The organism is Brevibacterium sp. MGP-B1, assembly GCF_057766545.1.
The window spans coordinates 4343794-4365299 of record NZ_CM173407.1 but is presented as its reverse complement, the minus strand read 5'-3'; the positions used below and the strand labels follow the sequence as shown (position 1 = coordinate 4365299).

Here is a 21506-nt window from a genome sequence, read left to right as displayed (position 1 = left end):
CCGCGGTGCACTGCAGCCGGCTGCTCAGTCGGCCGCTGGGATCTTGCCGAAGCGGAACGCCGACCAGAAGTCACCGCGCACATACCCGTGCGACGGTTCCGGGTCGAAGTCCCAGTGGCGGACTCGACCGACCTTGAGCGCGTCGGCGACGAGTTGGCGGCTGCGCTGAGAAGCAAGCACATGCTCTTCGAGGTGCTCGAGGTCGTACCGGGATTCGAGCTCTGCACGCATCGACTCACGCGCCTGGGCATAAGCCGGATCGGCGGCGCGGTTGACCAGCTCGTCGGGATCCGCCGCCAGGTCGAAGAGCAGCTCCGGATCTCCAGGGCACACCGTGAGCTTGAGATCGCCGCGCACCAGCGTGACCTGCGGCCGGTATGTGCCCTCTGCGAAGTACTCAATGACGACGTCGCGGCCCTCAGGTTCGAGCTCGCCGGCGACTTCCCGCCTGGCGGATTCGAGTATCGAGGTTCCGGTCAGCCCCTCATCGATCGCCGAGGCGGTCCCTGCACCTGCATCCCCCGTGTCCCCGGACGGCGCGGACGGCGCGGACGAACTCTGCGCGATCTCGAGCAGGGTCGGCGCGAGGTCGACGAGACTGACCGGGGTCGCATACCGGCCCGGGGCGATCACCTCGGCGGGTCCGTTGATGATGAGCGGAACCCGGGAGGACTGCTCGTAGGGCGACATCTTGAACCATAGCCCCTTCTCCCCCAACATGTCACCGTGGTCACTCGTGACGACGATGACGGTGTTGTCGGCGAGGTCGAGTTCTTCGAGCTTGCGCCGGATCGCTCCGACATGGTCGTCGATGTAGTTCACCGCCGCATAGTAGGCACGGCGGGCCCGCCGCACGTCCTCGATTCCAGGCTCGCGTTCGTCGAAGCCGCACATCGTGCGCAGACGGTGGCTGTGCGGGTCCACAGCCGGGTCAGGTACCTCGGGGTGGGTCGGGTCCGGGATGGCCACCTCGGCGAATCGGTCCCAGTTGGCCTTCGGCGGCTCGTACGGGTCGTGAGGGTGGATGAACGAGGTGACCATGAGGAATGGCTGATCGCACCCGGCGGCCTGGTTCGCGCGCTTGCGGTCGTTGAGGTGGCGCAGGGTTCTGAAGATCACCTCGTCGTCGAAGTCCTGCTGGACGTTCGCGGTCGCCGCACCGGCGGTGAACACGGGGTCCGCCTCGTGGTACCACTGCAGCTTCTGCTCCAGGGGACGTTTCCAGTCGGGCACCATATCGAGATCGGCCGGGTACACGTCCGTGGTCAGGCGCTCTTCGAAACCGTGGTGCTGATCAGGCCCGATGAAGTGCATCCGCCCGATCAGCGCCGTGTGGTAGCCGAGTTTGCGCAGTCGGTGCGCGAACGTCGGCACGGAGGCTGCGAAGTCGTCGCCGTTGTCCAGGCAGTCGATCTCCGAGGGCATCCGCCCGGTCATCATCGATGCCCGCGACGGCGAGCACAGCGGAGTATTGCAGTACGCACGGTCGAAGACGGCTCCGTCGACAGCCAGGGCATCCATATTCGGTGTCAGCGCGGCCGCATCGCCATAGGCACCCAGAGCCTGGGCAGCCATCTGATCGGCTTGGATGACGACGATGTTCGGGGTGGTCATGAGTGGTCCTCTCTGCGGTTGGAGCCGGAGTCGGCTTCGGAATCGGTCACTGACCCCGGGTCGGATTCGCTCGCCGAGGCGGTCCCGGAGTTCGCATCGATCGTGGAGTCGGCGGCCGGCTCGGTGTCGGTGGAGTCCTCAGTCGCTGCGGAATCCTCGGTGGTCGCGGAATCGTCGTCCGGCGTCCAGCCGTCGGCCCATTCGCCGGTCTCGTAGTCGAAGCCGACGGGTTCGCCGTTCTCGTCCGTGCGCTGGTACCAGTCGGTGTAGTCCCCGTGCTCGGAGTCGATTCCGCCGTTCGCACCGTCACCGGGTTCGGTGGGCACGACCTGGAGGGCGAAGTCGTCACCGTAGGCATCGGCACCGGCGACCACGGCGTTGTCGACCGCGTTGAGCGCGTACTGACGACGCAGCGCCAGCGGATCCGTGCGCAGCTCCTTGAACCAGGCGACGATGATGAAGAGCATGACGAACGCGAACGGCACCGCGGTGACGATGACGAGCTGTTGGAGTCCCTCGAGTGCGCTGGCGTCGCCGAGGAGGAGCATCACGACGGCGATGCCGGACATCACCAGACCCCAGAACACGACGACCCACTTCTTCGGCTCCTGATCACCGCGGCTGGTGAGCATGCCCATGACCACCGAGGCGGAGTCCGCGGAGGTGATGAAGAAGATCGCCAGGACGATGATGACGACGAACGGCAGCCATTCGACATAGGGCAGGTTGTCGATGAGGGTGAAGAACACCTCGGGGGCTTCCATGCTGTCGGTGAAGCCTGATGCTCCGGACCGGTACATCCAGATCGAGGTTCCGCCCATGATTCCGTAGGCGACGAAGAGCAGCGTCGAGGGGATGAAGATCGTGCCGAGGATGAACTGGCGGATCGAACGGCCGCGGGAGATGCGGGCGATGAAGGTGCCGACGAACGGCGACCAGGAGATCCACCAGGCCCAGTAGTAGACGGTCCACAGGGACTGGAATTCCTGGGTCTCGGCTCCCCAGGACAGGGACCGGCCCATCATGTCGAACATCGACCCGAGGTATTCCATGAACGCCGAGGGCAGCAGGTTGAGCAGGTAGAGCGTGGGTCCGAGGAACAGCACGAGCGCAACGATGCCGACGGTGAGGACGATGTTGATCGACGACAGGTAACGGATTCCGCGCGAGACGCCGGAGACCGCGGAGATGATGAAGCCGAGGGTGAGGACGAGGATGATGACGACGAGCATATTGTTCGTCATCGGTCCCGCATCGGCGACGATGCTGACACCGGTGCCGATCTGCATGGCCGCGATGCCCAGGGCTGCGGCCGTACCGAAGAGCGTCGCGACGATCGCGAAGATATCGACGAGCTTGCCGGCGAATCCCTCGGTCTGGCGTTTGCCGAACAGAGTCTGGAAGATCGAGGACAGCAGCAGCGAACGACCGCGCCGGTAGGCGGCGTAGGCGATGGCACCGCCGACGAGCGCGTACATCGCCCAGGCGTGGAAGCCCCAGTGGAAGTAGGTCTGGGCCATCGCACCGTGGAGCGCCTCGGTCGTCTCCGGATCGTTCGTCAGCGGCGGCGGTGAGATGAAGTAGGTCAGCGGCTCGGAGGGTCCGAAGAAGAGGACGCCGATGCCGATGCCCGCCGCGAAGAGCATGGCGACCCAGGAGAAGGTGGAGAACTCGGAGGTCTCCCCGTCCTTGCCCAAAGGGATCTTGCCGTAGGGAGAGAACGCGAGGATGAGCAGGGAGACGAGGATGATGATCGCGACGAGGTTGAACAGCCACCCGACGTTGAGCGTCGCCCAGTCATACGCCGACTGAGCGACACTGGCGACGCTGGCAGGGCTGGAGATGCCCCAGATGACGAAGGCGACGGTGAGGCCACCGGCGATCGCGAAGATGATCGTGTCCAGCGAGTACTTGCGCCGCTGTTCGTCGATGGCGATTCCGGGCACGAGGATCGGGTGGGTGTCGTGCGGGTAGTGGCCGTGCGTATCTTCGAGATCGGCCTTCACGGGACCGCGCGGGCGGCGGTAGTCGAACTGGCCGAGGTTGCGCCCGGTCTCACGACCGACGCGTTTGGCGTCGTCTCTCATTCGGCGGGCATCGGCCATGATCCGTTCGCGTGACGCACGGCGGGCCGCCTCGGTGGAGGCATCGGACTGTCGATCCGGGCCCGGATCGTGTTCGTCGGTACGGGTGGAGTCATCTGTCATGTGTCGGTTCACACTCTTTCGATAGTTGCGGAAGACTGCCGAAATCGATCGGTGCCGTGCACGGAGACGAACGCATCATGGCCCGATGGCAAGAACGCACATCGGGTACGAGTGGGAAATCAGGTGATGCGACCGGTCGGCGGCCGTCGATCGGGCAGATGGTCTGCGGATCGGCGATCAGTGACTAGGGCTCTCCGCCCCACCAGCCGACGGCCACGGGCTCCCAGGAATCATTGGCGAAGCCGCAGCTCGGGCGCTCTCGATTCGGGGTCGACCATCCCCAGCGGCGGAGGTCGTCGAATCGAAGAGGGGCCATAACTTCGGACGATAACAGCTTCCTTGCGGCTTCACAATAAATTCCCAGCAAAGACCGGGTCAGCCGATTTCGACGAGAATGACGCCGACGGTGATGAAGCCGATCCCGAGGAGCGCCTTCCGCGTCAGCGGATCCTTCCAGATCACTCGAGAGAGCAGACAGACCAGTGCGACTCCGCACGCCGCCCAGAGGCCGTAGGCGACGCCGAGGGGCATGCCCTCGGCGAGGGTGCGGCTGAGGAAGAAGAAGGCCGCGGTGTAGCTGATCGCCACGGGGACGAACCAGATCTTGCGCTGCAGTCCGGCGCTGGCGCGCAGGCACAAGGTGCCGGCGACTTCGCTGAGGATCGACAGGGCCAACCACATCCAGCTCATTCGGTCACCTCCGCGTCGACGGTCTCGGATTCCTCGGGAGTGCCGGATTCGACGAGGATGACCCCGATGATGATGAGAGCGATGCCGATGATGGCGCCGATGCTCAGGAGCTCACCGAAGAACACGACACCGAGCACGGCGACGAGGGCGACTCCGCTGGCCGACCAGGTGGCGTAGACGGCTCCGAGCGGCATGCCCAGCCGCTGGGTGAGCCCGAGGATGAAGAAGGCTGTGGCGTAGAGGACGACGACTCCGGGGATCCACCTCGGATCGGCAACCGAGGCGCGCAGCATCAGGGTGGCGGCCACCTCGGCGAGGATGGCCGTGACGAGCAGCAGCAGACGTTTCGCATTCATTTGCTCACCTCCACAGCGGTGTTGTCGGATGCTCCCTCGGCGGTATCGGTTGAGGTCTCAGCGGCGTCGATGAGAGCGAGGGCGTGCTCGCGTACGGCGGCGAGGTCCTCGGAGGGGAAGACACCCGTCGCCTCTGACATCCACGCGCCGTCGGCGCAGAATCGAGCCGCGGTCAGCAGAGATACCGCACGATCATCGAGCCCGGTGGTGTCGAACCACGGACCGAGGTGCTCACTCCATGCCCGCGTCAGCTTCGGGTGGTAGAGCGCATCGGAGAAGATCCAATAGTCGGCGCGGGAAACCTCGGCGGTGGTGGCCACGGCGACATAGGCACGGTGCCGCTCGAAGCTCGACAGCTCCTGACTCGGGCGCCCGGTGTGCTCGCGCAGTCGCCGTGCCCAGTCTTCTGCGGCGTGGTCGACGAGCCCGAGCATGAGCGCTTCCTTGGAAGGGAAGTGATACATCAAGCCAGGCTTCGTCAGGCCCGCCTGCTGTGCGACCGACTCCAGCGAGATCGTCACTCCCTGCACCGAATCATGCGATTCGGCCAGAGCCTTCGCCGCCTTGAGTATCCGCATCCGTCCGTCATTCGCCATGCCTTAACTTTACCAACCGGTTGGTAAGGTACGCCAGTGCGGAAGAGAGGGCGGTCCGCACCCTGTCGGTGCGAACCGCCCTCTCATCCCTGCCTGCAGACCGTCGGCCTGCCTGCGGGCGTTCGCCTGGCTTCCGGCGAAGTCTCGGTTCAGTTCAGCAGTGCCCGATCGCCCAGGGTCGCTCCCTTGAGTTTCGAGAATTCGCCGAGCAGCGTCTCGACGGTCAGGTCCTTCTTCTCCTCGGCCGAGGCCTGGTAGATGATCCGTCCCTCGTGCATCATGATCAGCCGGTTGCCCAGCGCGATGGCCTGCTCCATATTGTGGGTGACCATGAGCGTGGTCAGCCCGTCGGCCTCGACGATCTTCTTCGTCAGGGCCGACACCAGGGCCGCGCGCTGCGGGTCGAGGGCGGCGGTGTGCTCGTCGAGCAGCAGGATCCGCGGCTGGGTGAATCCGGCCATGAGCAGGCTGAGCGCCTGCCGCTGACCGCCGGAGAGCAGCCCGACCTTCGTCTTCAGCCGGTTCTCGAGGCCGAGTTCGAGAGTGGCGAGCTCCTCCTTGAAGTGCTCGCGTCGCTCCGAGGTCGTCCCCCGCCCCAGTCCACGCGGCTTTCCGCGCTTGAGCGCGAGCGAGAGGTTCTGCTCGATCGTGAGGTCCGGGGCGGTGCCGGCCATCGGATCCTGGAAGACGCGGCCCAGGTATCTCGCCCGTTTGTATTCGGGCATCCGGGACACCTCGGCGCCGTCGATGGTGATCGAACCGGAGTCGATGGGCAGACGGCCGGAGATGGTGTTGAGCAGCGTCGATTTTCCGGCTCCATTGGAGCCGATGACGGTGACGAAGTCGGATTCGTCGAGTTCGAGCGAGAGTCCTTGGAGCGCCTTGCGTTCGTTGACGGTGCCCGGGAAGAAGGTCTTGGAGATGTTGTCGATCTTGAGCATGGGTCTCAGATCTCCTTCCCGGTTCGGGCGCCGGTCGCGCCGGCGGGGATGTCGGCGATCTCCGCGGGGTCCTTCATATCGGTCGTTCCTGCCGGCACCGAGGCGGCCGCGCGGTTTCCGCGTCCGCGCAGTGAGGGGATCCGTTTGAGGAATCCCCATCTGGGCAGCAGCAGTGCGATGACGACGAGCAGCGCGGTCGTCAGCTTCATATCGTTCGTATCCAGGCCCGCACGCAGGGCGAGGAAGATGATGAGCCGATAGACGACCGATCCGAGGAGTGCGCCGAGGCTGGCCATGAAGATGTTGCGGCTGCCGAAGACTGCCTGACCGAGGATCACCGAGGCGAGTCCGACGAGGATGAGGCCGATGCCCATGCTGATGTCGGAGAATCCCTGGTACTGGGCGACGAGCGCACCGCAGAGCGCGACGAAGCCGTTCGACAGTGCCAAGGTGAGCATCGTCGAATTGTCGGTGTTGACGCCGAGGCTGCGGATCATCTCCTTGTTGTTGCCGGTGGCTTGGATGGCCAGTCCGAGGTCGGTGGTGAGGAACCAGTCGATGGCGAACTTGAGGATGAGGGCGAAGACGAGCAGGATCGCAATCGACATCCAGCTGCCCATGAGCATGTTCTCCCGCAGCGGGGTGAACACGGTGTCTTCTCGCAGGAGCGGCAGGTTCGCCTTCCCCATGATCCGCAGGTTTATCGACCACAGGCCGATCATCGTGAGGATTCCGGCGAGCAGTCCGTCGATTCCGCCTTTCGTGTGGAGCAGACCGGTGATGTAGCCGGCGATGAGTCCGGCGCCGATCGCCGCGGCTGTGGCCAGGAAGGGGTTGACCCCGGCGATGATGAGGGAGGCTGCGGTGGCACCGCCCGTGGTGAAGCTTCCGTCGACGGTGAGGTCGGGGAAGTTGAGGACCTTGAAGGTCAGATAGACCCCGAGCGCCATCGCGCCGTAGATGAGCCCGAGCTCCAATGCTCCGAACATGGGTTTCCGTTCATTTCTGGTGTGTGGTTCGTGGTGGCCCCGAGGCCGTCGGTTTCAGTGCCGACGGCCTCGGGGCCGGTGACGTCGGTGCCGCCGGAGAGTTCAGGACTCCGGGCACCGGGTCACGGGGTGAGGCGGGTTCCGATCACTCGATGACCTTGTCGGCCTCGTCGACGAGCTTCTTCGGAATCTCGACGCCTTGGGCCTTGGCGGCCTTCGGGTTGACGACGAGTTCGAGGTTCGAGCTGGTCTCGACGGGCATCTCGGCGGGCTTCTTTCCGTCCTGGAGGATCTTCAGTGCCATTTCGCCGGTCTGTTCGCCGAGCTTCGTGTAGTCGATGCCGCGGGTGATCGCCGCACCGGATTCGACCTGGCCGGCTTCCGACCCGACGAGCAGAGCCTTGTTCTTCTCTGCCGCCTGGACCATGGTCGACACTGCCGAGACGACGTTGTTGTCGGTGGGCACATAGTAGGCGTCGACCTTGCCGAGCGAATCCACGGCCTGAGCGAGCTCACCCGAGTTCGCGATCGTCGCTTCCTTGATCGTCACGTCGAGGTCCTTGGCGGCCTTCTTCGCGAGATCGACTTGGACCTGCGAGTTGACCTCACCGGAGCTGTAGACGATGCCGACGGTCTTCGCATCGGGCTTGACGTCCTTGACCAGCTTGAGCTGCTCTTCGACCGGGTTGAGGTCGGAGGTGCCGGTGACGTTGCCGCCGGGCTTGTCATTGCTGTCGACGAGGCCGGCCTCTTCTGCGTCGGTGACGGCGGTGAAGAGCACGGGCTTGTCGGTGATCGCCTGGGCCGCGGCCTGAGCGGCCGGGGTGGCGACGGCGAGCACGAGGTCGAGGTCGTCGTTGGCGAACTGCTGGGCGATCGAGGTCGCGTTGGCCTGTTCGCCCTGGGCGTTCTGCACGTCCCATTCGACGTCGACGCCGGCGTCTTCGAAGGACTTCTTGAAGCCTTCGGTCGCGGCGTCGAGCGCCGGGTGCTGCACGAGCTGGGAGACGCCGATGGAGTACGAGTCGCCCTCGCCGCCACCGCCTTCGCCGCCTCCGCAGGCCGAAACCACAAGAATCGAACCGACTGCCACCATCGCTGTGGCCACTTTCCTGAGACGCATTCTTCTCCCTTTCGGAATTTCGGTCCGCCGGTGCGGATCCGTCACGAATTCTGCATTCGACACCGCCGCTCCTCGCGCGCAAGTAATAGTGACGGCAATGCAGATGAATGATGCGCCGCCGTCACTCAGACCGTCCTGAGATCATGACGCGCATCACGTCGAATGTGATGATATCCACTGTATGGCCCGGCACTGACGCCGGGTGCCGAATCCGGGTTTTGGAGACAATCGTCCCAGTATCGTTATCTGCGGCGACAGTCGTCCCCTCAGGGCTCTATTTCGACATCCGATCGTCCCAGCACATCGAGGATCCACGCGTACTCGAACGCGATCTCCTTCCACGCGTCATAGCGCCCCGATGCTCCGCCGTGCCCGGCGACCATTTCGGTCTTGAGCAGGGCGTTCGCACCGACTTCACGGAGTCGGGCGACCCATTTCGCGGGTTCGACGTAGAGGACTCGGGTGTCGTTGAGCGAGGTCACGGCCAAGATCTGCGGGTAGGCCGCCTCGGTGATGTTTTCGTAGGGAGAGTACGAGCGCATGTACTCATACACTTGCGGATCATGGAGCGGGTCTCCCCACTCCTCCCATTCGATGACGGTCAGCGGCAGCTCGGGCATGAGGATCGAGGTCAGGGCGTCGACGAACGGCACTTCGGCGCTGATCCCGGCGAAGAGCTCAGGCGCCATGTTCGCAATCGCACCCATGAGCAGGCCGCCGGCCGATCCGCCGCTGGCGACGAGCCGGTCCGGGCTCGTCCACCCGGTGTCGATGAGGTGGCGGGCGACGTCGATGAAGTCGGTGAAGGTGTTCTTCTTCGCCGTGGTCTTGCCCTGGTCGTACCAGTGTCGGCCCATTTCGCCGCCGCCGCGCACGTGGGCGATGGCGAAGACGACGCCGCGGTCGAGCAGGGACAGCCGGGAGACCGAGAAGTACGGGTCCATGCTCGCTTCGTAGGAGCCGTATCCGTAGAGGAGCAGCGGTGCCGGCTCGAATTTCGCCGAGGCGGGACTTCCGTTCGTCGCATCCCCGCCGTCGCCTGCCCCCTCTTTCGCTGAGGCGGGACCGCCGTGGCCGTCGGAACGGTGCAGGTCCTTGCGGAAGACGACCGAGATCGGGATATCGGTGCCGTCTTCGGCCTTCGCCCACAGCAGGGTTTCGGTGTAGGCGTCCAGGTCGACGAAGCCGAGAACGGGCTGACGTTTGAGAACCGTGTCAGTGCCGTCTGCAACGCTGTGGGAATAGATCACGGCGGGTGTCGACATGGAGGTGAAATGCAGTCGGATGCTCGTCTGCACGAACTCGGGGTTGTTGCCCACGTAGAGTGACCCGGTCTCCCGGCCGAATGGCAGCTCCTGCAGCGGTGCGAACGGAGAGGAGGAATCACCCAAGCGGATGATGCCGGCGCGCGCAAAGCCGCCGCGACGGTAGCTGAGCACGATGAAGTCGGCGAAGGCGTCGACATCTTCGATGCGCAGATCGTTGATGCTCAGCTCCGCTTTCCCCGCAGACTCCGTCTCAGCCCCAGACTCCGCGTCGGCTACAGGTTCCGCATTCCCCTCGGAGTCTGCACCGATTTCGATGACGTCGCGACCGGGTCCGGTCGGATCGGCGGCCGGAACATCCACGAGTTCGAAGTCGGCACGATTGCGGTTGTGGGTGATGAGGAAGCGGTCCTCACCGCCGATGACGGCGTGCTCGACGTTGTATTCGACGCCGTCGACGCGGGGCCAGATCTCCTGCGGTTCGGCTTCGAGGTCGTCGACGCTGATGCTCCAGTATCCGGTAGTCGTCTTCGATCCGGTGACGACGAACATCATTCGGCCCGAACGCGAGAAGCCCGATCCGACGAAGAAGCGCTCATCGGGTTCATGGAAGATGCACACGTCGTCGCTGCTGTCGGTGCCGACGACGTGGCGCCACACCTTCTCCGGTCGCCAGGCGTCGTCGACGGTGGTGTAGAAGACGAAGCGGCCGCTCGGATCGAGGGAGGCTCCTGAGAAGGTGCCGTCGACCGTGTCGGCGAGGTCGTCCCCCGTGGCCAGATCGCGAAGTCGGAGGGTATAGCGTTCGTCGCCGGTGGTGTCGACACCGTAGAGAAGCCGACTGCCGTCGTCGGAGAGTGAGAAGGAGCCGAGGGAGAAGAACTCCTGACCGTCTGCGGCGACGTTCGAGTCGAAGATGACCTTTTCGCCGGGCAGAGGCTCTTCGCCGACCTCCGGCGGAGTCCAATCGTCGGGGCCCGAGATGGGGATTCGGACGCTGATTCCGTAGTCGAGTCCGGCCTTCGTGCGGGAGAAGTACCAGTAGTTCCCGCGCCGGCTGGGCACGGACATATCGGTCTCTTTGATGCGTGTCTTGATCTCGGTGAAGATCGAGTTCTGCAGCCCTTCGAGGTGAGCAGACTGTGCGCTCGTCCAGGCATTCTCTGCTTCGAGGTGGGCGATGACCTCGGGAGACTCCTTCTCACGCATCCATTCGTAGTCGTCGACGAAAGTATGGCCGTGATGCGTGCGCTCGAACGGGACCTTCTTCGCCACCGGTGCCGATGCCGGGGTCGCGGTCGTCGCAGCTGCGGGGTCTGTGCCGGAAGTTTCGCTCATAGCGCCAGCCTAGCCGTCGGCCCAGAAACCCCGGCACCCGACCGAGGTATCGTCGCCGACTCACTCTGAGCAGAATGCACTCAACGCACTCAATGAGCAGAACGCGCAGAGTGAGCACAACCTCGCAGTCGGCGCTCAGGAACCTCTAAGGTGAGTCTCACATCACACCTGCCTTCAAAGGAGAAGCCCGTGCCAAAGGCGCCACCTCCCGGGGATTCCGTGTCGGAATCCTCTCATCCCTCGCGACGAACCTTCGGTCGCATCGCCTATGGGGCGATCGCCTTGGCGGCGATCGGAACGGCGACGACCTACTCAGTCAAGGCCGCCTCGGCGAAGGGTGACCTGTCATCGAATCTCACCCTCATCGCTCCGGCCGGCGCCGGCGGCGGCTGGGACGGATTCGCCCGCGAGACCCAACAGGCCATGCGCGTCGACCGGCTCGCCAACAATGCCCAGGTCGTCAACATCCCGGGCGCCGGCGGCACCATCGGCCTCGGCAAATTCTCGACCATGCACGGCCAGTCGGACACGATCCTGGCCACCGGCACCGCCATGGTCGGCGGGATCGCGCTGAACAAGTCGCCGGTCGGATTCGACAACACGACTCTGCTCGCCCGCGTGGCCGAGGACTATGACGTGCTCATCGCCGCAGCGGATTCCCCGCACAATACGATCGACGACGTCATCGGCGCGTGGAAGAAGGACCCGAAGGGATTCGTGTGGACGGGCGGTTCGGCCGGCTCGGTCGACCACCTGACCATCGCTCAGTTGGCGCTGCTCGGCAAGATCCCCGCCTCCGACATCACCTACATCCCGAAGTCCGGCGGCGGTGAGGCCATTCAGACTCTGCTCTCGGGCACCACCGACTTCGCCTCCTGCGGCTTCAACGAGGTCTCCGATCAGATCGAGGCCGGACGCGTCAAAGCCATCGGCGTGGCCGCCCCCAAACGCATCGATGGCTTCGACGACGTGCCGACCATGTCCGAACAGGGATACGAGGTCACGCTGACGAACTGGCGCGGCTGGCTCGGAGCACCGGACATCACCGGCGACGACTCCGCTCAGCTCCTCGAGATCCTGCAGAAGACCCGTGACAGTGCGGCGTGGAAGGACGCTCTCGACCGAAACAAGTGGACCGACGTCTGGCAGACCGGCGACGAGTTCGCCGAATTCGTCAAAGAAGACACCTCCCGAGTGGAGAAGCTGCTGAAGGAGTTGGGACTGTGAGCGCACAGACGACAACGCACACGGACAGGACGGGCCACCTCGGCGCGGGCACCTGGTGGCAGGGACGGTCGGGGCTCATCGTCCCCCTCATCATGGGAGCGTTCTCGACCTATCTGCTCATCGGCATCCTCACCATGGACGTCGCCCCGGACGCGGACAAACCCGGTCCGCAGTTCTTCCCGACGATCATCATGCTCGTCGGATACGCGCTGACGATCCTGCTGGTCGTCGCTTATATCCGCAATCCGGAACCCGTCGACGTCGACGACGAGCTGCCGGCCGCGGCCGAGGAGGACAAGGCGTTCTCGACTCCGGTCACCTCAGCGGTCGCGGCCTCGCGGCTCTCCCCTCATGAGGAAGACGAGCCGGAAGAAGACCGTCAGGCTCTCGCCGCTGCCCGCAAGGCCGATGCGAAGCACCGCACCCACAGCGACTTCGTGTCCCTGGCCTGGGGTGCGGGCGGTTTCGCGGCCTTCGCCCTCATCCTCGAATTCGCTGGGTGGATCATCGCCGCCGCTCTGCTGTTCTGGTGCGTGGCCCGGTCGATGGGCTCGAAGAAGCCGCTGTTCGATCTCACTCTGGCACTGACGTTCTCGTCCCTGGTCTACATCGCCTTCGCGGTGATGCTGGGCCTCAACCTTCCTTCGGGAATTCTGGGAGGTGGCTTCTGATATGGACGCTCTCATGTCCCTCTTCGAAGGGTTCACACACGCTCTGACGCCGATGAACCTGCTGTGGGTCCTCGTCGGCTGCTTCCTCGGCACCGCTGTCGGCGTGCTGCCGGGCCTGGGCTCGTCGATGGCCGTGGCTCTGCTGCTGCCGATGACCTTTGCGTTGGATCCCACGGGTGCGTTCATCATGTTCGCCGGCGTCTACTTCGGCGGGCTCTTCGGCGACTCGACGATGGCCATCCTCATGAACACCCCTGGTCAGGCCTCGGCGATCGCCTCGACGTTCGAAGGCCACAAGATGGCCAAGGCCGGGCGGGCCCCGCAGGCTCTGGCGACGGCCGCGATCGGCGCGTTCATCGGCGGGTTCATCTCCTGCTTCCTCGTCGTCTTCGTCGCTCCTGCGTTGGCGGAGCTGTCGACGAGCTTCGGCCCGGCCGAGTTCTTCGCTCTTGCCCTGTTCGCCTTCGTCGCCACCTCCTCGGTGGTGGCCGATTCGGTGCTCAAGGGGCTCACGGCTCTGGTCCTGGGCATCGGCTTCACCGTCATCGGCATCGACTCGGTCTCGGGTACTGAGCGGTTCACCCTCGGCGTGCCCGAGCTCTTCGACGGAGTCTCCCTGGTCACGGTGACCGTGGGTGTGCTGGCGCTGGGCGAGGTGTTCTTCATCGCTTCCCGCATCCGCCGTCAGACCAAGGACAATACGATCAACGCCTCGGGTCGGCCTTTCCTCTCCCGCAAGGAGGTCGGTGAAGCTCTGCCGGCGTGGCTGCGTGGAACCGCGATCGGCCTGCCGTTCGGCGTCATTCCTGTCGGCGGTGCCGATGTTCCGACGTTCATGGCCTACGGTCTGGAGCGCAAGCTCGATTCCCGTCGGAAGGATCCGCAGTTCGGCAAGGGTGCGATCCGTGGTCTTGCCGCCCCCGAGGCGGCCGGATCGGCGACGACGGGCATTGCCATGGGTGCCCTGTTGGCTCTGGGTCTGCCGATCTCGGCGACGGCGGCGATCATGCTTGCGGCCTTCCGTCAGTACGGGATCCAGCCCGGTCCGCTGCTCTTCGACCGCTCCCCCGAACTCGTGTGGGGTCTGCTGGCGAGCTTCTTCGTCGCGATGATCGTGCTGCTCATCATCAACCTGCCGTTCGCTCCCCTGTGGGCGAAGCTGCTGAAGATCCCGGACCCGTACCTCTACGGCGGCATCGCGGTCTTCTGCGGCCTGGGCATCTATGCGACGTCCGCCTCGACCTTCGAGCTGCTCATCCTGCTGGGCATCGGAGTGCTGAGCTTCGTGCTCAAGCGCTACGGTGTGCCGCTGGCTCCGCTGATGATCGGCATGGTGCTCGGTCCCCTGGCCGAGTCGAACCTGCGCGACTCCCTGCTGGCCTCCGGCGGTGATGCGTCGATTCTGGTGTCCTCGCCGATCACGATCGTCATCTACCTCGTGCTCATCGCCGCTCTTGTCTACACCGGCATCGGCCGAGTGCTGGCTCGCAAACGGCAGAAGCAGACGACGTCGAAGGCATCGAACTCCGCGGAGTCGGTCAACCTCTGAACTAGCGCGGCGCCCAGCCGTCGTTCAAGGCGCAGCGCGGTTCGCCAGCCAACTAACCGCCGTTCAAGGCCAAGCGCGGATATCGAGACGTCTAAGTCCCGATATCCGCGCTTCTGCTTGATCGAGGGCATTTACGACCTTCGCCGACTGCCCGAATCGCTCAATTGCCCCTCGTCGAACGCAGGTATTCGCTCACGATGCGGTAGGTGAAAGTGCCGGAGTACTCGTAGACACGTCCGATCAGCGGTACGTCGACGTTGAGCTCGACTCTCTGCCGGTCGAGGGTGTCGTCGAATCGCTCACTCAATGTGACGACCGGTCGCAGCGCCAACGGCATGGGCAGCCGCAACCCACCTACCCGTAGCGCGATTCGGCGGCTGCGCAGTCGCAATCCCCCATTGACCACGTCAACAGCAAACTCCGCCTCGACGATGGACGGCTTCCCCAGCACGTCGACGACTCCGCCCTGAGAGTCGCACGGAACTGCTCCACCTACCTCGGATCGGGATCCGCGCGGGACGAACGACACCGCATCGACCATCGACCAATCACCGTCGTCGAATTTCATCGTCCGCGTCGCCGTCTGCTCACCGTCTTCCGTTCGGTTCTCTACGCGAAAAGGAACCTCGCGGTGCACACCCGGCACGATCACACCGCACCGTTTCGCAATGGCGAGGACGGGCCACAGCCACCGCCGTTGGGTGCCGAACGATTCGAAGACACCTTCACCGACACCCACCGCGCCGGGAGGGATCACCGCGAAGTATCGCCTGAGGACTGGGTGGAGTTCGGCGGTCCGGGACCCGAGCGCCCGTTCGTACGGGGATCGGGTCTCAGCGCTCATGCCTGTGAGTGTAGGGCATCCGCTTTGGCACCGGCGGCAGCTCCCGGCAGCAGTCGCCCGGCCCCCTTGAGACCGAAGCTCGTGAGCACGGCGGCGATGAGGACAAGGACGACGGCCGCACCGGCGGCCCACTGCACGCCGAAGTCGAAGGCCGTCACGGCCGCCTCGGTGATTCGCTCACCGGCTGCATCACTCAGCCCCGACGCGTATTCGAGGGCGGAGCCGAGCGTATCGAACTGAGCTCTGTCCGCTTTGTCCCCGATCGCAGACTGCAGCGCGGATCCGTACATGAAGGTCGAGAGTCCGCCGAGCACGGTCGTGCCCATGACGGACCCGAATTCGTAGGCGGTTTCCGAAATCGCCGAGGCGGCTCCGGCCTTGTGAGCGGGAACCGCGGCGAGGATGAGGTCGTTCGTGATGACCTCGGCGGTGCCGAGTCCGATGCCGAGGATGAGGAAGGCGAGCAGCATTCCCATCACCGAGTGCTCGGAGGTGAAGGCGATGATGCCCATGCCGATGGCGTTGAGCGCGAGCGCACAGGGTACGACGACACGCGGTTCGAAGCGGGCGATGAGCGGCACTGCCAGGTAGCCGGCCGCGACCGAGGTGATGAGTCCCGGGATGAGCACAAGGGCGGCGTCGATCGGAGAGAGTCCGAGCACGAGCTGGAGCAGCTGGGTGCCGAAGTAGAGGAACCCTGCCAGTCCCATGATGCTCAGCAGGTTCGACACCACCGCCGAGGTGAACACGGAGTTCGCGAACAGACGGACGTCGAGCATCGGGTTCGGAGTAGCGAGCTGGCGGAGGACGAAGCTGGCACCGGCGACGATCGCCACGGACAGGCTGAGCCAGAAGAGGAAGTCGGCGCCGGACGCCATGCTGTGTTTGATGGCGAAGACGAGCGGGGCCAGAGCGAGCATCGACAGGATGATGGAGAACGGGTCGAAGCGGCCCGGGTTCGGGTCGCGCGATTCGGGCAGCAGAATTGCGGCAGCGGGAATGAAGAGCGCGATGAGCGGCAGATTGATGAAGAAGACCGAGCTCCAATGGAAGTGCTCGAGCAGGAAGCCGCCGACGATCGGCCCCAGAGCGGCACCGCCGGAGAACATCGCGGCCCAGGTGGCGATCGCGATGCGACGGTCCTTGTCATGGTCGAAGATGTTGCGGATGAGCGACAGCGTCGAGGGCATGAGGGTAGCGCCGAAGATGCCGAGCAGGGCGCGGGCGAGGATAAGCATCTCGGCGGAGGTGGAGAACGCCGCGAGCAGCGAGGCCGCACCAAAGCCGACGGACCCGATGATGAGCAGCTTGCGACGTCCGACCCGATCACCGAGGCTGCCCATGGCCACCAGCAGACCGGCGAGCATGAGCGCGTAGATGTCGACGATCCACAGCAGCTGCGTGCCCGTCGGATGCAGGCCGGTGCTGATTGCCGGGATCGCGAAGCCGAGGACGGTGTTGTCGATGGAGATCAGCAGCACGGGGATCATGAGCACCGCCAGTCCGGCCCATTCGCGCCGTCCGGCGCGCAGCTGTGGAGTCAGTGTCGTCGTCATGCTATCAACTGTACCGTCTGGACGGTACAGTTGAAAAGCGGTTGGCGTGCTGCGACCGAGATGTTCAGGAACTGCGCAGATACAGGCCTGGCCGCGCGAGAAATCCGAGAGGTCTCCTGCATGCCCAGCGGGCAGAACACCAGGCACACGTCCGTCCCGTGAGTACAGCCATGGACTAGGCTCAGGGTCATGGCACGCAATCCGACCGCAACCAAGGAGAAGCTGCTCGACGCTTTCGATACGCTCCTCGACGAACACGGCACAGCCGGAGCGACTCTGGACGCAGTAGCAGCGAAGGCCGGAGTCTCCAAAGGCGGTCTGCTCTATCATTTCGGGTCGAAGGCCGAGCTCATCAAAGGCAGCCTGGAACGCCTCGACCAGCTGGTCGACCAAGATGTCGAGGAGATGAAGGCCGCCGGCGAGCGCCTCCATTACTACTACCTCGAGACCTCAGCCGAGGTCGGCACTCCCCTGGACCGCAGCCTCATCGCCGCCGGTTGTCTCGCTCTCGAGAACGAGGACGCCAAGGCGGCTCTGCGTCGCACACGCGAAGCGTGGTTCGACGCTCTCAACAACCACCTCGGCGATGCTGATCTGGCGATGACGATTCAGCTCATCGGCGACGGCATGTATTTCAATCAGAACTTCGGACTCTCGCAGGACGAGGCTCTCGACCATGTGAAGCGAGTGCTCACGCGTTTGGGGCTCTAAGACACCTACGCGCCTGGGGCTCCTGGGCCCCTAGTGCAACTTCTCCTACGATCTGCGCACCTCCCCGGCAGATGCACTTCCCTACTAGATGCCTTGGGTGGGCGAAATGGTCACGTCCCGAGCAACAGAACGTGACCATTTCGCCCACCGATGAGCGTCCACCCGACCTCCAAGAGCCGGATTCACCCCGAGCTCAGCTCAGGTGATGAACCTCCTGCAGCCCATACACCGGAGTCTCGATGCCTTCGTGCCGGGCCTTGAGCTGCAGCGCCAGGTACAGCGAGTAGTGCCTGGCCTGGTGCAGATTGCCGCCCATGAACCACAGGTTCTCCTGCTGGGTGGGCTTCCACATATTGCGCTGCTCGCCTTCCCACGGGCCCGGGTCCTTTGTCGTCTCCGACCCCAGTCCCCAGCATTTGCCGACCTTGTCTGCAGTCTCCTGGTCGACGAGGTCCGCGACCCAGCCGTTCATCGAACCGTAGCCGGTGGCGTAGACGACGAGGTCAGCCGGCAGCTCAGTCCCATCGGAGAGGACGACGGCATCCTCGGCGAGGTGGTCGACCTGCCCTTTGGCCAGCTTCACTTTGCCGTCGGCGACGAGCTCGGCGGATCCGACATCGATGTAGTAGCCCGAACCGCGGCGCAGATACTTGAGGAACAGACCAGACTCGTCGTCGCCGAAGTCGAGGTCGAACCCGGCGGCCTCCATCCGCTGGTAGAAGTCCTTATCTGCTTCCTTGATCTGGTCGTAGAGCGGGATCTGGAACTCGTGCATGATCCGGTACGGCAGTGACGCGAAGATGAGATCCGCCTTCTCCGTCGTCACGCCGTTCTCCAGCGCGCGTTCGGAGTACAGGTCCCCCATCGCGATCTCCACGAGCGAATCGCTCTTGACGATGTGCGTGCTCGATCGCTGCACCATCGTGACATCGGCGCCGTTCTCGTACAGAGCGCCGCAGATGTCGAAGGCGGAGTTGTTGCTGCCGATGACGACGACTTTCTTGCCCGCATAAGCGTCGGGGCCCGGGTGCTGCGAGGAGTGCTGCTGCTCGCCCTTGAAGATGTCCGAGCCCGGGAACGTGGGGATGCTCGGCTTACCCGACATGCCCGTGGCCATCACCAGATGGGTCGGCCGCAGGGTGACTTTCTCCCCGTTCCGGTCAACCTCGACCGTCCACCGGCCTTCCACTTCGTCGTATTTCGCCGAGGCAGCTGTGGTCGATGACCAGTACGGAATCTCCATCACCTTCGTGTAGAACTCCAACCAGTCCGCGATCTTGTCCTTCGGTGCGAACACCGGCCAATTGTCTGGGAACTTCAGGTACGGAAGGTGGTCGTACCAGACCGGGTCATGCAAGCACAGCGACTTGTACCTCGACCGCCACTGATCACCCGGCCGCTCCCACCGGTCGATGACGAGGGACGGCACCCCGAGTTGGCGGAGGCGAGCGCCGAGGGCGATCCCGCCCTGTCCGCCACCGACGACGAGGATGTATGGGTCGGCAGTCGCGCCCCAGGCGGCGTCCTCCTCGGCGAGCTTCTCCGACCAGCTCTTCCGCTCGGGATCGACGCCGTGCTCGGCACCTTTGACCCGGCGGGTGCCGCGCGGCTCTTCGTGTCCGGTGATCTCCTGCAGCGAGGTGAGCACGGTCCAGGCCTTGATGCCGTCTTCATCGACGAGGCGGACGAGTCCCTTGCCACGCCCCACCGAGGTGGTGAAGGTGAACCATGCTTCCGTCACTCCGTCAGCGGTTGCCGCCGGTTCGCTGAGTTCGAATTCCTCCGGTGAGACCCGGTCGAGATTGTGTGTGAGCAGGTCGGTGACTCCGTCGGGGTTCTCCACCGTTTTGAGATTCCAGGTGAAGGACACGAGGTCCCTCCAATGGCTGTCGGTGGCGAACAGTCCGGCTGCGGCAGGGATGTCCCGGCGGCTGAGCGCCGATTCGAAGTCCTGCAGCCACCTCATCGCGATGTCGTCGGCGGTCAGCTGGGGACGGTCGAGCGTCGTTGTCATGTCACTCCTCCTCATTGAGTTCAGTGACTCCAAACTAGGCCGGGCACTCCCAGCTCGGAAGAGTTGCATCGGATTGCATGGCCCACGCCGTGCCGGGATTCTCACCGACGCCTCGACCCCATGGTCAGGGGTGCGTTCCCGTCTTATACTCAAGGCATGCTTCAGCCGGATCTGGCGCATCTCGCCAGAGATCTGACACGCATTCACGATGCTGTGATCACCGGGGCTTCGCCGCCGGTGCAACCGCGCGCGCTGGTCAGGCGCTCGTGGGATCGGATGCTGCGCTTGGGGCTGGACCCGGATGGCGCGAATGCGCGGATCGTCGCCGATGAGGCCGAGCTGGAGACTCGACGCCGGAAGTCGCAGTTGCGACTGGTCGTCGATGAGATGCGCTCAGTACTGTTGCGGGCTCCCGACGCCGCGCCGTTCATCCTCGTCGTCACGGATGCCGATGGAGTCATTCTGTGGCGAGATGGTGCGGCTTCCGCCAGACGGCAAGCCGATGAGCTCGGATTCGTCGAGGGAGCGCATTGGTCCGAAGCCAAGGTCGGCACGAACGCCATCGGCACGGCGCTGACCGAGGAGGCACCCGTCCAGCTCTTCTCCGCCGAACATTTTGAGGCGTCTCAACACCCTTGGTACTGCAGCGCCGTGCCCGTCCACGACCCGCATGTCGGGACCCTCTTAGGAGTTGTCGACATCAGCGGCCCGGCGATGACTCTTCATCCTGCGGTGCAGTCGTTGGTGACGACGGCGGTGCGTCTGGCCGAGGCTCGGCTGATGATCGCTCAGCAGGAGGCGCTGAACACACTCCGCGATCGGATGTCGGCGATGCTCGCCGGCACGTCCGGTCCGGCCCTCGTCGTCGATGATGCAGGATGGGTGGCTTATCAGCAGGGAGTACGCAGCCGCGACCGCATCGAGGTGCCGGCCGCCGACCGTTCGATCCTCATCCCCGGTGCCGGTCTGTGCCTGCCGGAGAAGATCGCCGGTGGATGGCTGCTGCGGCCCAGCGGCGATCGTCGAGCTTCTGTGACTCTGCGGACGAAGCAAGATCCGCCCGTTCTGGATATCCATTCCGGCACCGAACCTCTGGTCGTTCCGCTCACGCCACGGAGGGCGCAGATTCTAGCGGCGGTCACCTCGGCGGGGCTGGCCGGGATCAGTGCCGCTGACCTCAGCCAGCGCCTCTACGGGGACGGCGACCACGTGGTCACCGTCCGCGCCGAGGTCTCGCGGCTGCGCCGGTCGGTCGGAGCCCTCCTCGCCACCCGGCCCTATCGGTGGGCCGACGGCGTCGACGCGCGGGTGGAGTGATGCGGTCCGGCAGGTTCATTCCGCCGGCTCACTCCGAGTCCGCCCCGCGGTAGCTGCCGATCGACCACAGCACACCTTCGGGATCCTGGATGCTGAAGTCGAGCGATCCGTAGGCCTGTTCGGTCAGCCCCATGACCTCGGTGGCACCGGCGGCGATCGCCCGCGCGTGGAGTTCGCGGACGTTGTCGGCGGCCGGATACACCGACCCCGAACTTCGTGCGCCGCGCATTGGAGAAACGAGAACTCGCCGAGGCACATGATAAGCACATCATCGATGGCGTCGAACCGACTCGGCCGGCCCTGCGCCGCACCGACCCTGTTATGGAGCTCGACTGCGAGAGACCGGGAAACCACGTCGAAGCTCTCGCTCTCCTCCGTCCCTGGATCGACCAGGCACAGAGGCTCGCCGATCGCGGCGATGAATGTCAGCGCTCCCGAGTGCAGACCGAGATGCGTCCCCGCGGGCACGCCCGCGATGTCGTAGCCGACGCAGTCGCC

The 21506-nt window shown here is 64.7% G+C and carries 18 protein-coding genes; 5 read left to right on the top strand and 13 right to left on the bottom strand.

Annotated features, from left to right (window positions below; all coding sequences use genetic code 11):
* Positions 1–24: 24 nt before the first annotated feature.
* The 9 genes from betC to AC3CD9_RS19675 form a co-directional block, all read right to left on the bottom strand.
* The gene (gene betC / locus AC3CD9_RS19715) at positions 25–1614 is read right to left on the bottom strand and encodes a choline-sulfatase (protein ID WP_488365708.1); all 1590 of its coding nucleotides are present in this window, start codon (positions 1612–1614) and stop codon (positions 25–27) included.
* A complete protein-coding gene (locus AC3CD9_RS19710; RefSeq protein ID WP_488365707.1) occupies positions 1611–3821 on the bottom strand; it encodes a BCCT family transporter in 2211 nt (736 codons plus the stop codon). The genes betC and AC3CD9_RS19710 overlap by 4 nt, the downstream gene beginning before the upstream one ends.
* Positions 3822–4196: 375 nt before the next feature.
* On the bottom strand, positions 4197–4511 hold the full coding sequence (locus AC3CD9_RS19705; protein ID WP_259358748.1) for a DMT family transporter: 315 nt from the start codon (positions 4509–4511) through the stop codon (positions 4197–4199).
* On the bottom strand, positions 4508–4867 hold the full coding sequence (locus AC3CD9_RS19700; protein ID WP_139906975.1) for a DMT family transporter: 360 nt from the start codon (positions 4865–4867) through the stop codon (positions 4508–4510). The genes AC3CD9_RS19705 and AC3CD9_RS19700 overlap by 4 nt, the downstream gene beginning before the upstream one ends.
* Positions 4864–5463, bottom strand: a complete 600-nt coding sequence (locus tag AC3CD9_RS19695; RefSeq protein ID WP_482401423.1) for a TetR/AcrR family transcriptional regulator — start codon at positions 5461–5463, stop codon at positions 4864–4866. Before AC3CD9_RS19695 ends, AC3CD9_RS19700 begins: the two co-directional genes overlap by 4 nt.
* A 149-nt stretch (positions 5464–5612) precedes the next feature.
* On the bottom strand, positions 5613–6404 hold the full coding sequence (locus AC3CD9_RS19690; protein ID WP_167193932.1) for an ABC transporter ATP-binding protein: 792 nt from the start codon (positions 6402–6404) through the stop codon (positions 5613–5615).
* A 5-nt stretch (positions 6405–6409) separates the two neighbouring features.
* On the bottom strand, positions 6410–7393 hold the full coding sequence (locus AC3CD9_RS19685; RefSeq protein WP_488365706.1) for an ABC transporter permease: 984 nt from the start codon (positions 7391–7393) through the stop codon (positions 6410–6412).
* A gap of 145 nt (positions 7394–7538) precedes the next feature.
* Positions 7539–8516, bottom strand: coding sequence for an ABC transporter substrate-binding protein (locus AC3CD9_RS19680; RefSeq protein ID WP_488365705.1), 978 nt, complete (start codon positions 8514–8516; stop codon positions 7539–7541).
* Positions 8517–8782: 266 nt separating this feature from the next.
* Positions 8783–11119: a S9 family peptidase gene (locus tag AC3CD9_RS19675; protein WP_488365704.1), complete on the bottom strand. Its 2337-nt coding sequence runs from the start codon at positions 11117–11119 to the stop codon at positions 8783–8785.
* 189 nt (positions 11120–11308) lie between these two features.
* Between AC3CD9_RS19675 and AC3CD9_RS19670 the strand changes: the two genes are divergently transcribed.
* The 3 genes from AC3CD9_RS19670 to AC3CD9_RS19660 are packed head-to-tail and all read left to right on the top strand — an operon-like array spanning position 11309 to position 14566.
* Positions 11309–12346: a Bug family tripartite tricarboxylate transporter substrate binding protein gene (locus AC3CD9_RS19670; protein ID WP_488365703.1), complete on the top strand. Its 1038-nt coding sequence runs from the start codon at positions 11309–11311 to the stop codon at positions 12344–12346.
* Positions 12343–13017: a tripartite tricarboxylate transporter TctB family protein gene (locus AC3CD9_RS19665; protein ID WP_488365702.1), complete on the top strand. Its 675-nt coding sequence runs from the start codon at positions 12343–12345 to the stop codon at positions 13015–13017. The genes AC3CD9_RS19670 and AC3CD9_RS19665 overlap by 4 nt, the downstream gene beginning before the upstream one ends.
* A 1-nt stretch (position 13018) precedes the next feature.
* Positions 13019–14566 (top strand): tripartite tricarboxylate transporter permease, encoded by a 1548-nt coding sequence (locus tag AC3CD9_RS19660; RefSeq protein WP_488365701.1) that lies wholly within the window; start codon positions 13019–13021, stop codon positions 14564–14566.
* Positions 14567–14726: 160 nt separating this feature from the next.
* On the opposite strand, the gene AC3CD9_RS19655 is transcribed toward AC3CD9_RS19660, so the two are convergent.
* Together AC3CD9_RS19655 and AC3CD9_RS19650 are read right to left on the bottom strand one after the other, a co-directional pair.
* Positions 14727–15410, bottom strand: coding sequence for a DUF4166 domain-containing protein (locus AC3CD9_RS19655; protein WP_488365700.1), 684 nt, complete (start codon positions 15408–15410; stop codon positions 14727–14729).
* Positions 15407–16966 carry an MFS transporter gene (locus tag AC3CD9_RS19650; protein ID WP_488365699.1) on the bottom strand — a complete coding sequence of 520 codons (1560 nt, stop codon included), beginning with the start codon at positions 16964–16966 and terminating at the stop codon, positions 15407–15409. Before AC3CD9_RS19650 ends, AC3CD9_RS19655 begins: the two co-directional genes overlap by 4 nt.
* A gap of 189 nt (positions 16967–17155) precedes the next feature.
* Between AC3CD9_RS19650 and AC3CD9_RS19645 the strand changes: the two genes are divergently transcribed.
* A complete protein-coding gene (locus AC3CD9_RS19645) occupies positions 17156–17677 on the top strand; it encodes a TetR/AcrR family transcriptional regulator (protein WP_259358756.1) in 522 nt (173 codons plus the stop codon).
* Between the two features lie 193 nt (positions 17678–17870).
* Here the strand turns inward: AC3CD9_RS19645 and AC3CD9_RS19640 are convergent, their stop codons facing one another.
* The gene (locus AC3CD9_RS19640; RefSeq protein ID WP_488365698.1) at positions 17871–19691 is read right to left on the bottom strand and encodes an NAD(P)/FAD-dependent oxidoreductase; all 1821 of its coding nucleotides are present in this window, start codon (positions 19689–19691) and stop codon (positions 17871–17873) included.
* Between the two features lie 156 nt (positions 19692–19847).
* Between AC3CD9_RS19640 and AC3CD9_RS19635 the strand changes: the two genes are divergently transcribed.
* The gene (locus tag AC3CD9_RS19635) at positions 19848–21008 is read left to right on the top strand and encodes a GAF domain-containing protein (protein ID WP_488365697.1); all 1161 of its coding nucleotides are present in this window, start codon (positions 19848–19850) and stop codon (positions 21006–21008) included.
* Between the two features lie 28 nt (positions 21009–21036).
* Here AC3CD9_RS19635 and AC3CD9_RS19630 read toward each other — a convergent pair whose 3' ends face one another.
* Complete coding sequence (locus AC3CD9_RS19630) at positions 21037–21237, bottom strand: VOC family protein (RefSeq protein WP_488365696.1); 201 nt, start codon at positions 21235–21237, stop codon at positions 21037–21039.
* Between the last annotated feature and the right edge of the window lie 269 nt (positions 21238–21506).

Excerpts from the sequence above, each read along its gene's own strand:
- AC3CD9_RS19640 (WP_488365698.1), bottom strand. The coding sequence starts at position 19,691 with ATGACAACGACGCTCGACCGTCCCCAGCTGACCGCCGACGACATCGCG.
- AC3CD9_RS19705 (WP_259358748.1), bottom strand. The coding sequence starts at position 4,511 with ATGAGCTGGATGTGGTTGGCCCTGTCGATCCTCAGCGAAGTCGCCGGC.
- AC3CD9_RS19710 (WP_488365707.1), bottom strand. The coding sequence starts at position 3,821 with ATGACAGATGACTCCACCCGTACCGACGAACACGATCCGGGCCCGGAT.
- AC3CD9_RS19700 (WP_139906975.1), bottom strand. The coding sequence starts at position 4,867 with ATGAATGCGAAACGTCTGCTGCTGCTCGTCACGGCCATCCTCGCCGAG.
- AC3CD9_RS19655 (WP_488365700.1), bottom strand. The coding sequence starts at position 15,410 with ATGAGCGCTGAGACCCGATCCCCGTACGAACGGGCGCTCGGGTCCCGG.
- AC3CD9_RS19630 (WP_488365696.1), bottom strand. The coding sequence starts at position 21,237 with ATGCGCGGCGCACGAAGTTCGGGGTCGGTGTATCCGGCCGCCGACAAC.
- AC3CD9_RS19690 (WP_167193932.1), bottom strand. The coding sequence starts at position 6,404 with ATGCTCAAGATCGACAACATCTCCAAGACCTTCTTCCCGGGCACCGTC.
- AC3CD9_RS19645 (WP_259358756.1), top strand. The coding sequence starts at position 17,156 with ATGGCACGCAATCCGACCGCAACCAAGGAGAAGCTGCTCGACGCTTTC.
- AC3CD9_RS19675 (WP_488365704.1), bottom strand. The coding sequence starts at position 11,119 with ATGAGCGAAACTTCCGGCACAGACCCCGCAGCTGCGACGACCGCGACC.
- betC (WP_488365708.1), bottom strand. The coding sequence starts at position 1,614 with ATGACCACCCCGAACATCGTCGTCATCCAAGCCGATCAGATGGCTGCC.
- AC3CD9_RS19660 (WP_488365701.1), top strand. The coding sequence starts at position 13,019 with ATGGACGCTCTCATGTCCCTCTTCGAAGGGTTCACACACGCTCTGACG.
- AC3CD9_RS19685 (WP_488365706.1), bottom strand. The coding sequence starts at position 7,393 with ATGTTCGGAGCATTGGAGCTCGGGCTCATCTACGGCGCGATGGCGCTC.
- AC3CD9_RS19635 (WP_488365697.1), top strand. The coding sequence starts at position 19,848 with ATGCTTCAGCCGGATCTGGCGCATCTCGCCAGAGATCTGACACGCATT.
- AC3CD9_RS19680 (WP_488365705.1), bottom strand. The coding sequence starts at position 8,516 with ATGCGTCTCAGGAAAGTGGCCACAGCGATGGTGGCAGTCGGTTCGATT.
- AC3CD9_RS19650 (WP_488365699.1), bottom strand. The coding sequence starts at position 16,966 with ATGACGACGACACTGACTCCACAGCTGCGCGCCGGACGGCGCGAATGG.
- AC3CD9_RS19695 (WP_482401423.1), bottom strand. The coding sequence starts at position 5,463 with ATGGCGAATGACGGACGGATGCGGATACTCAAGGCGGCGAAGGCTCTG.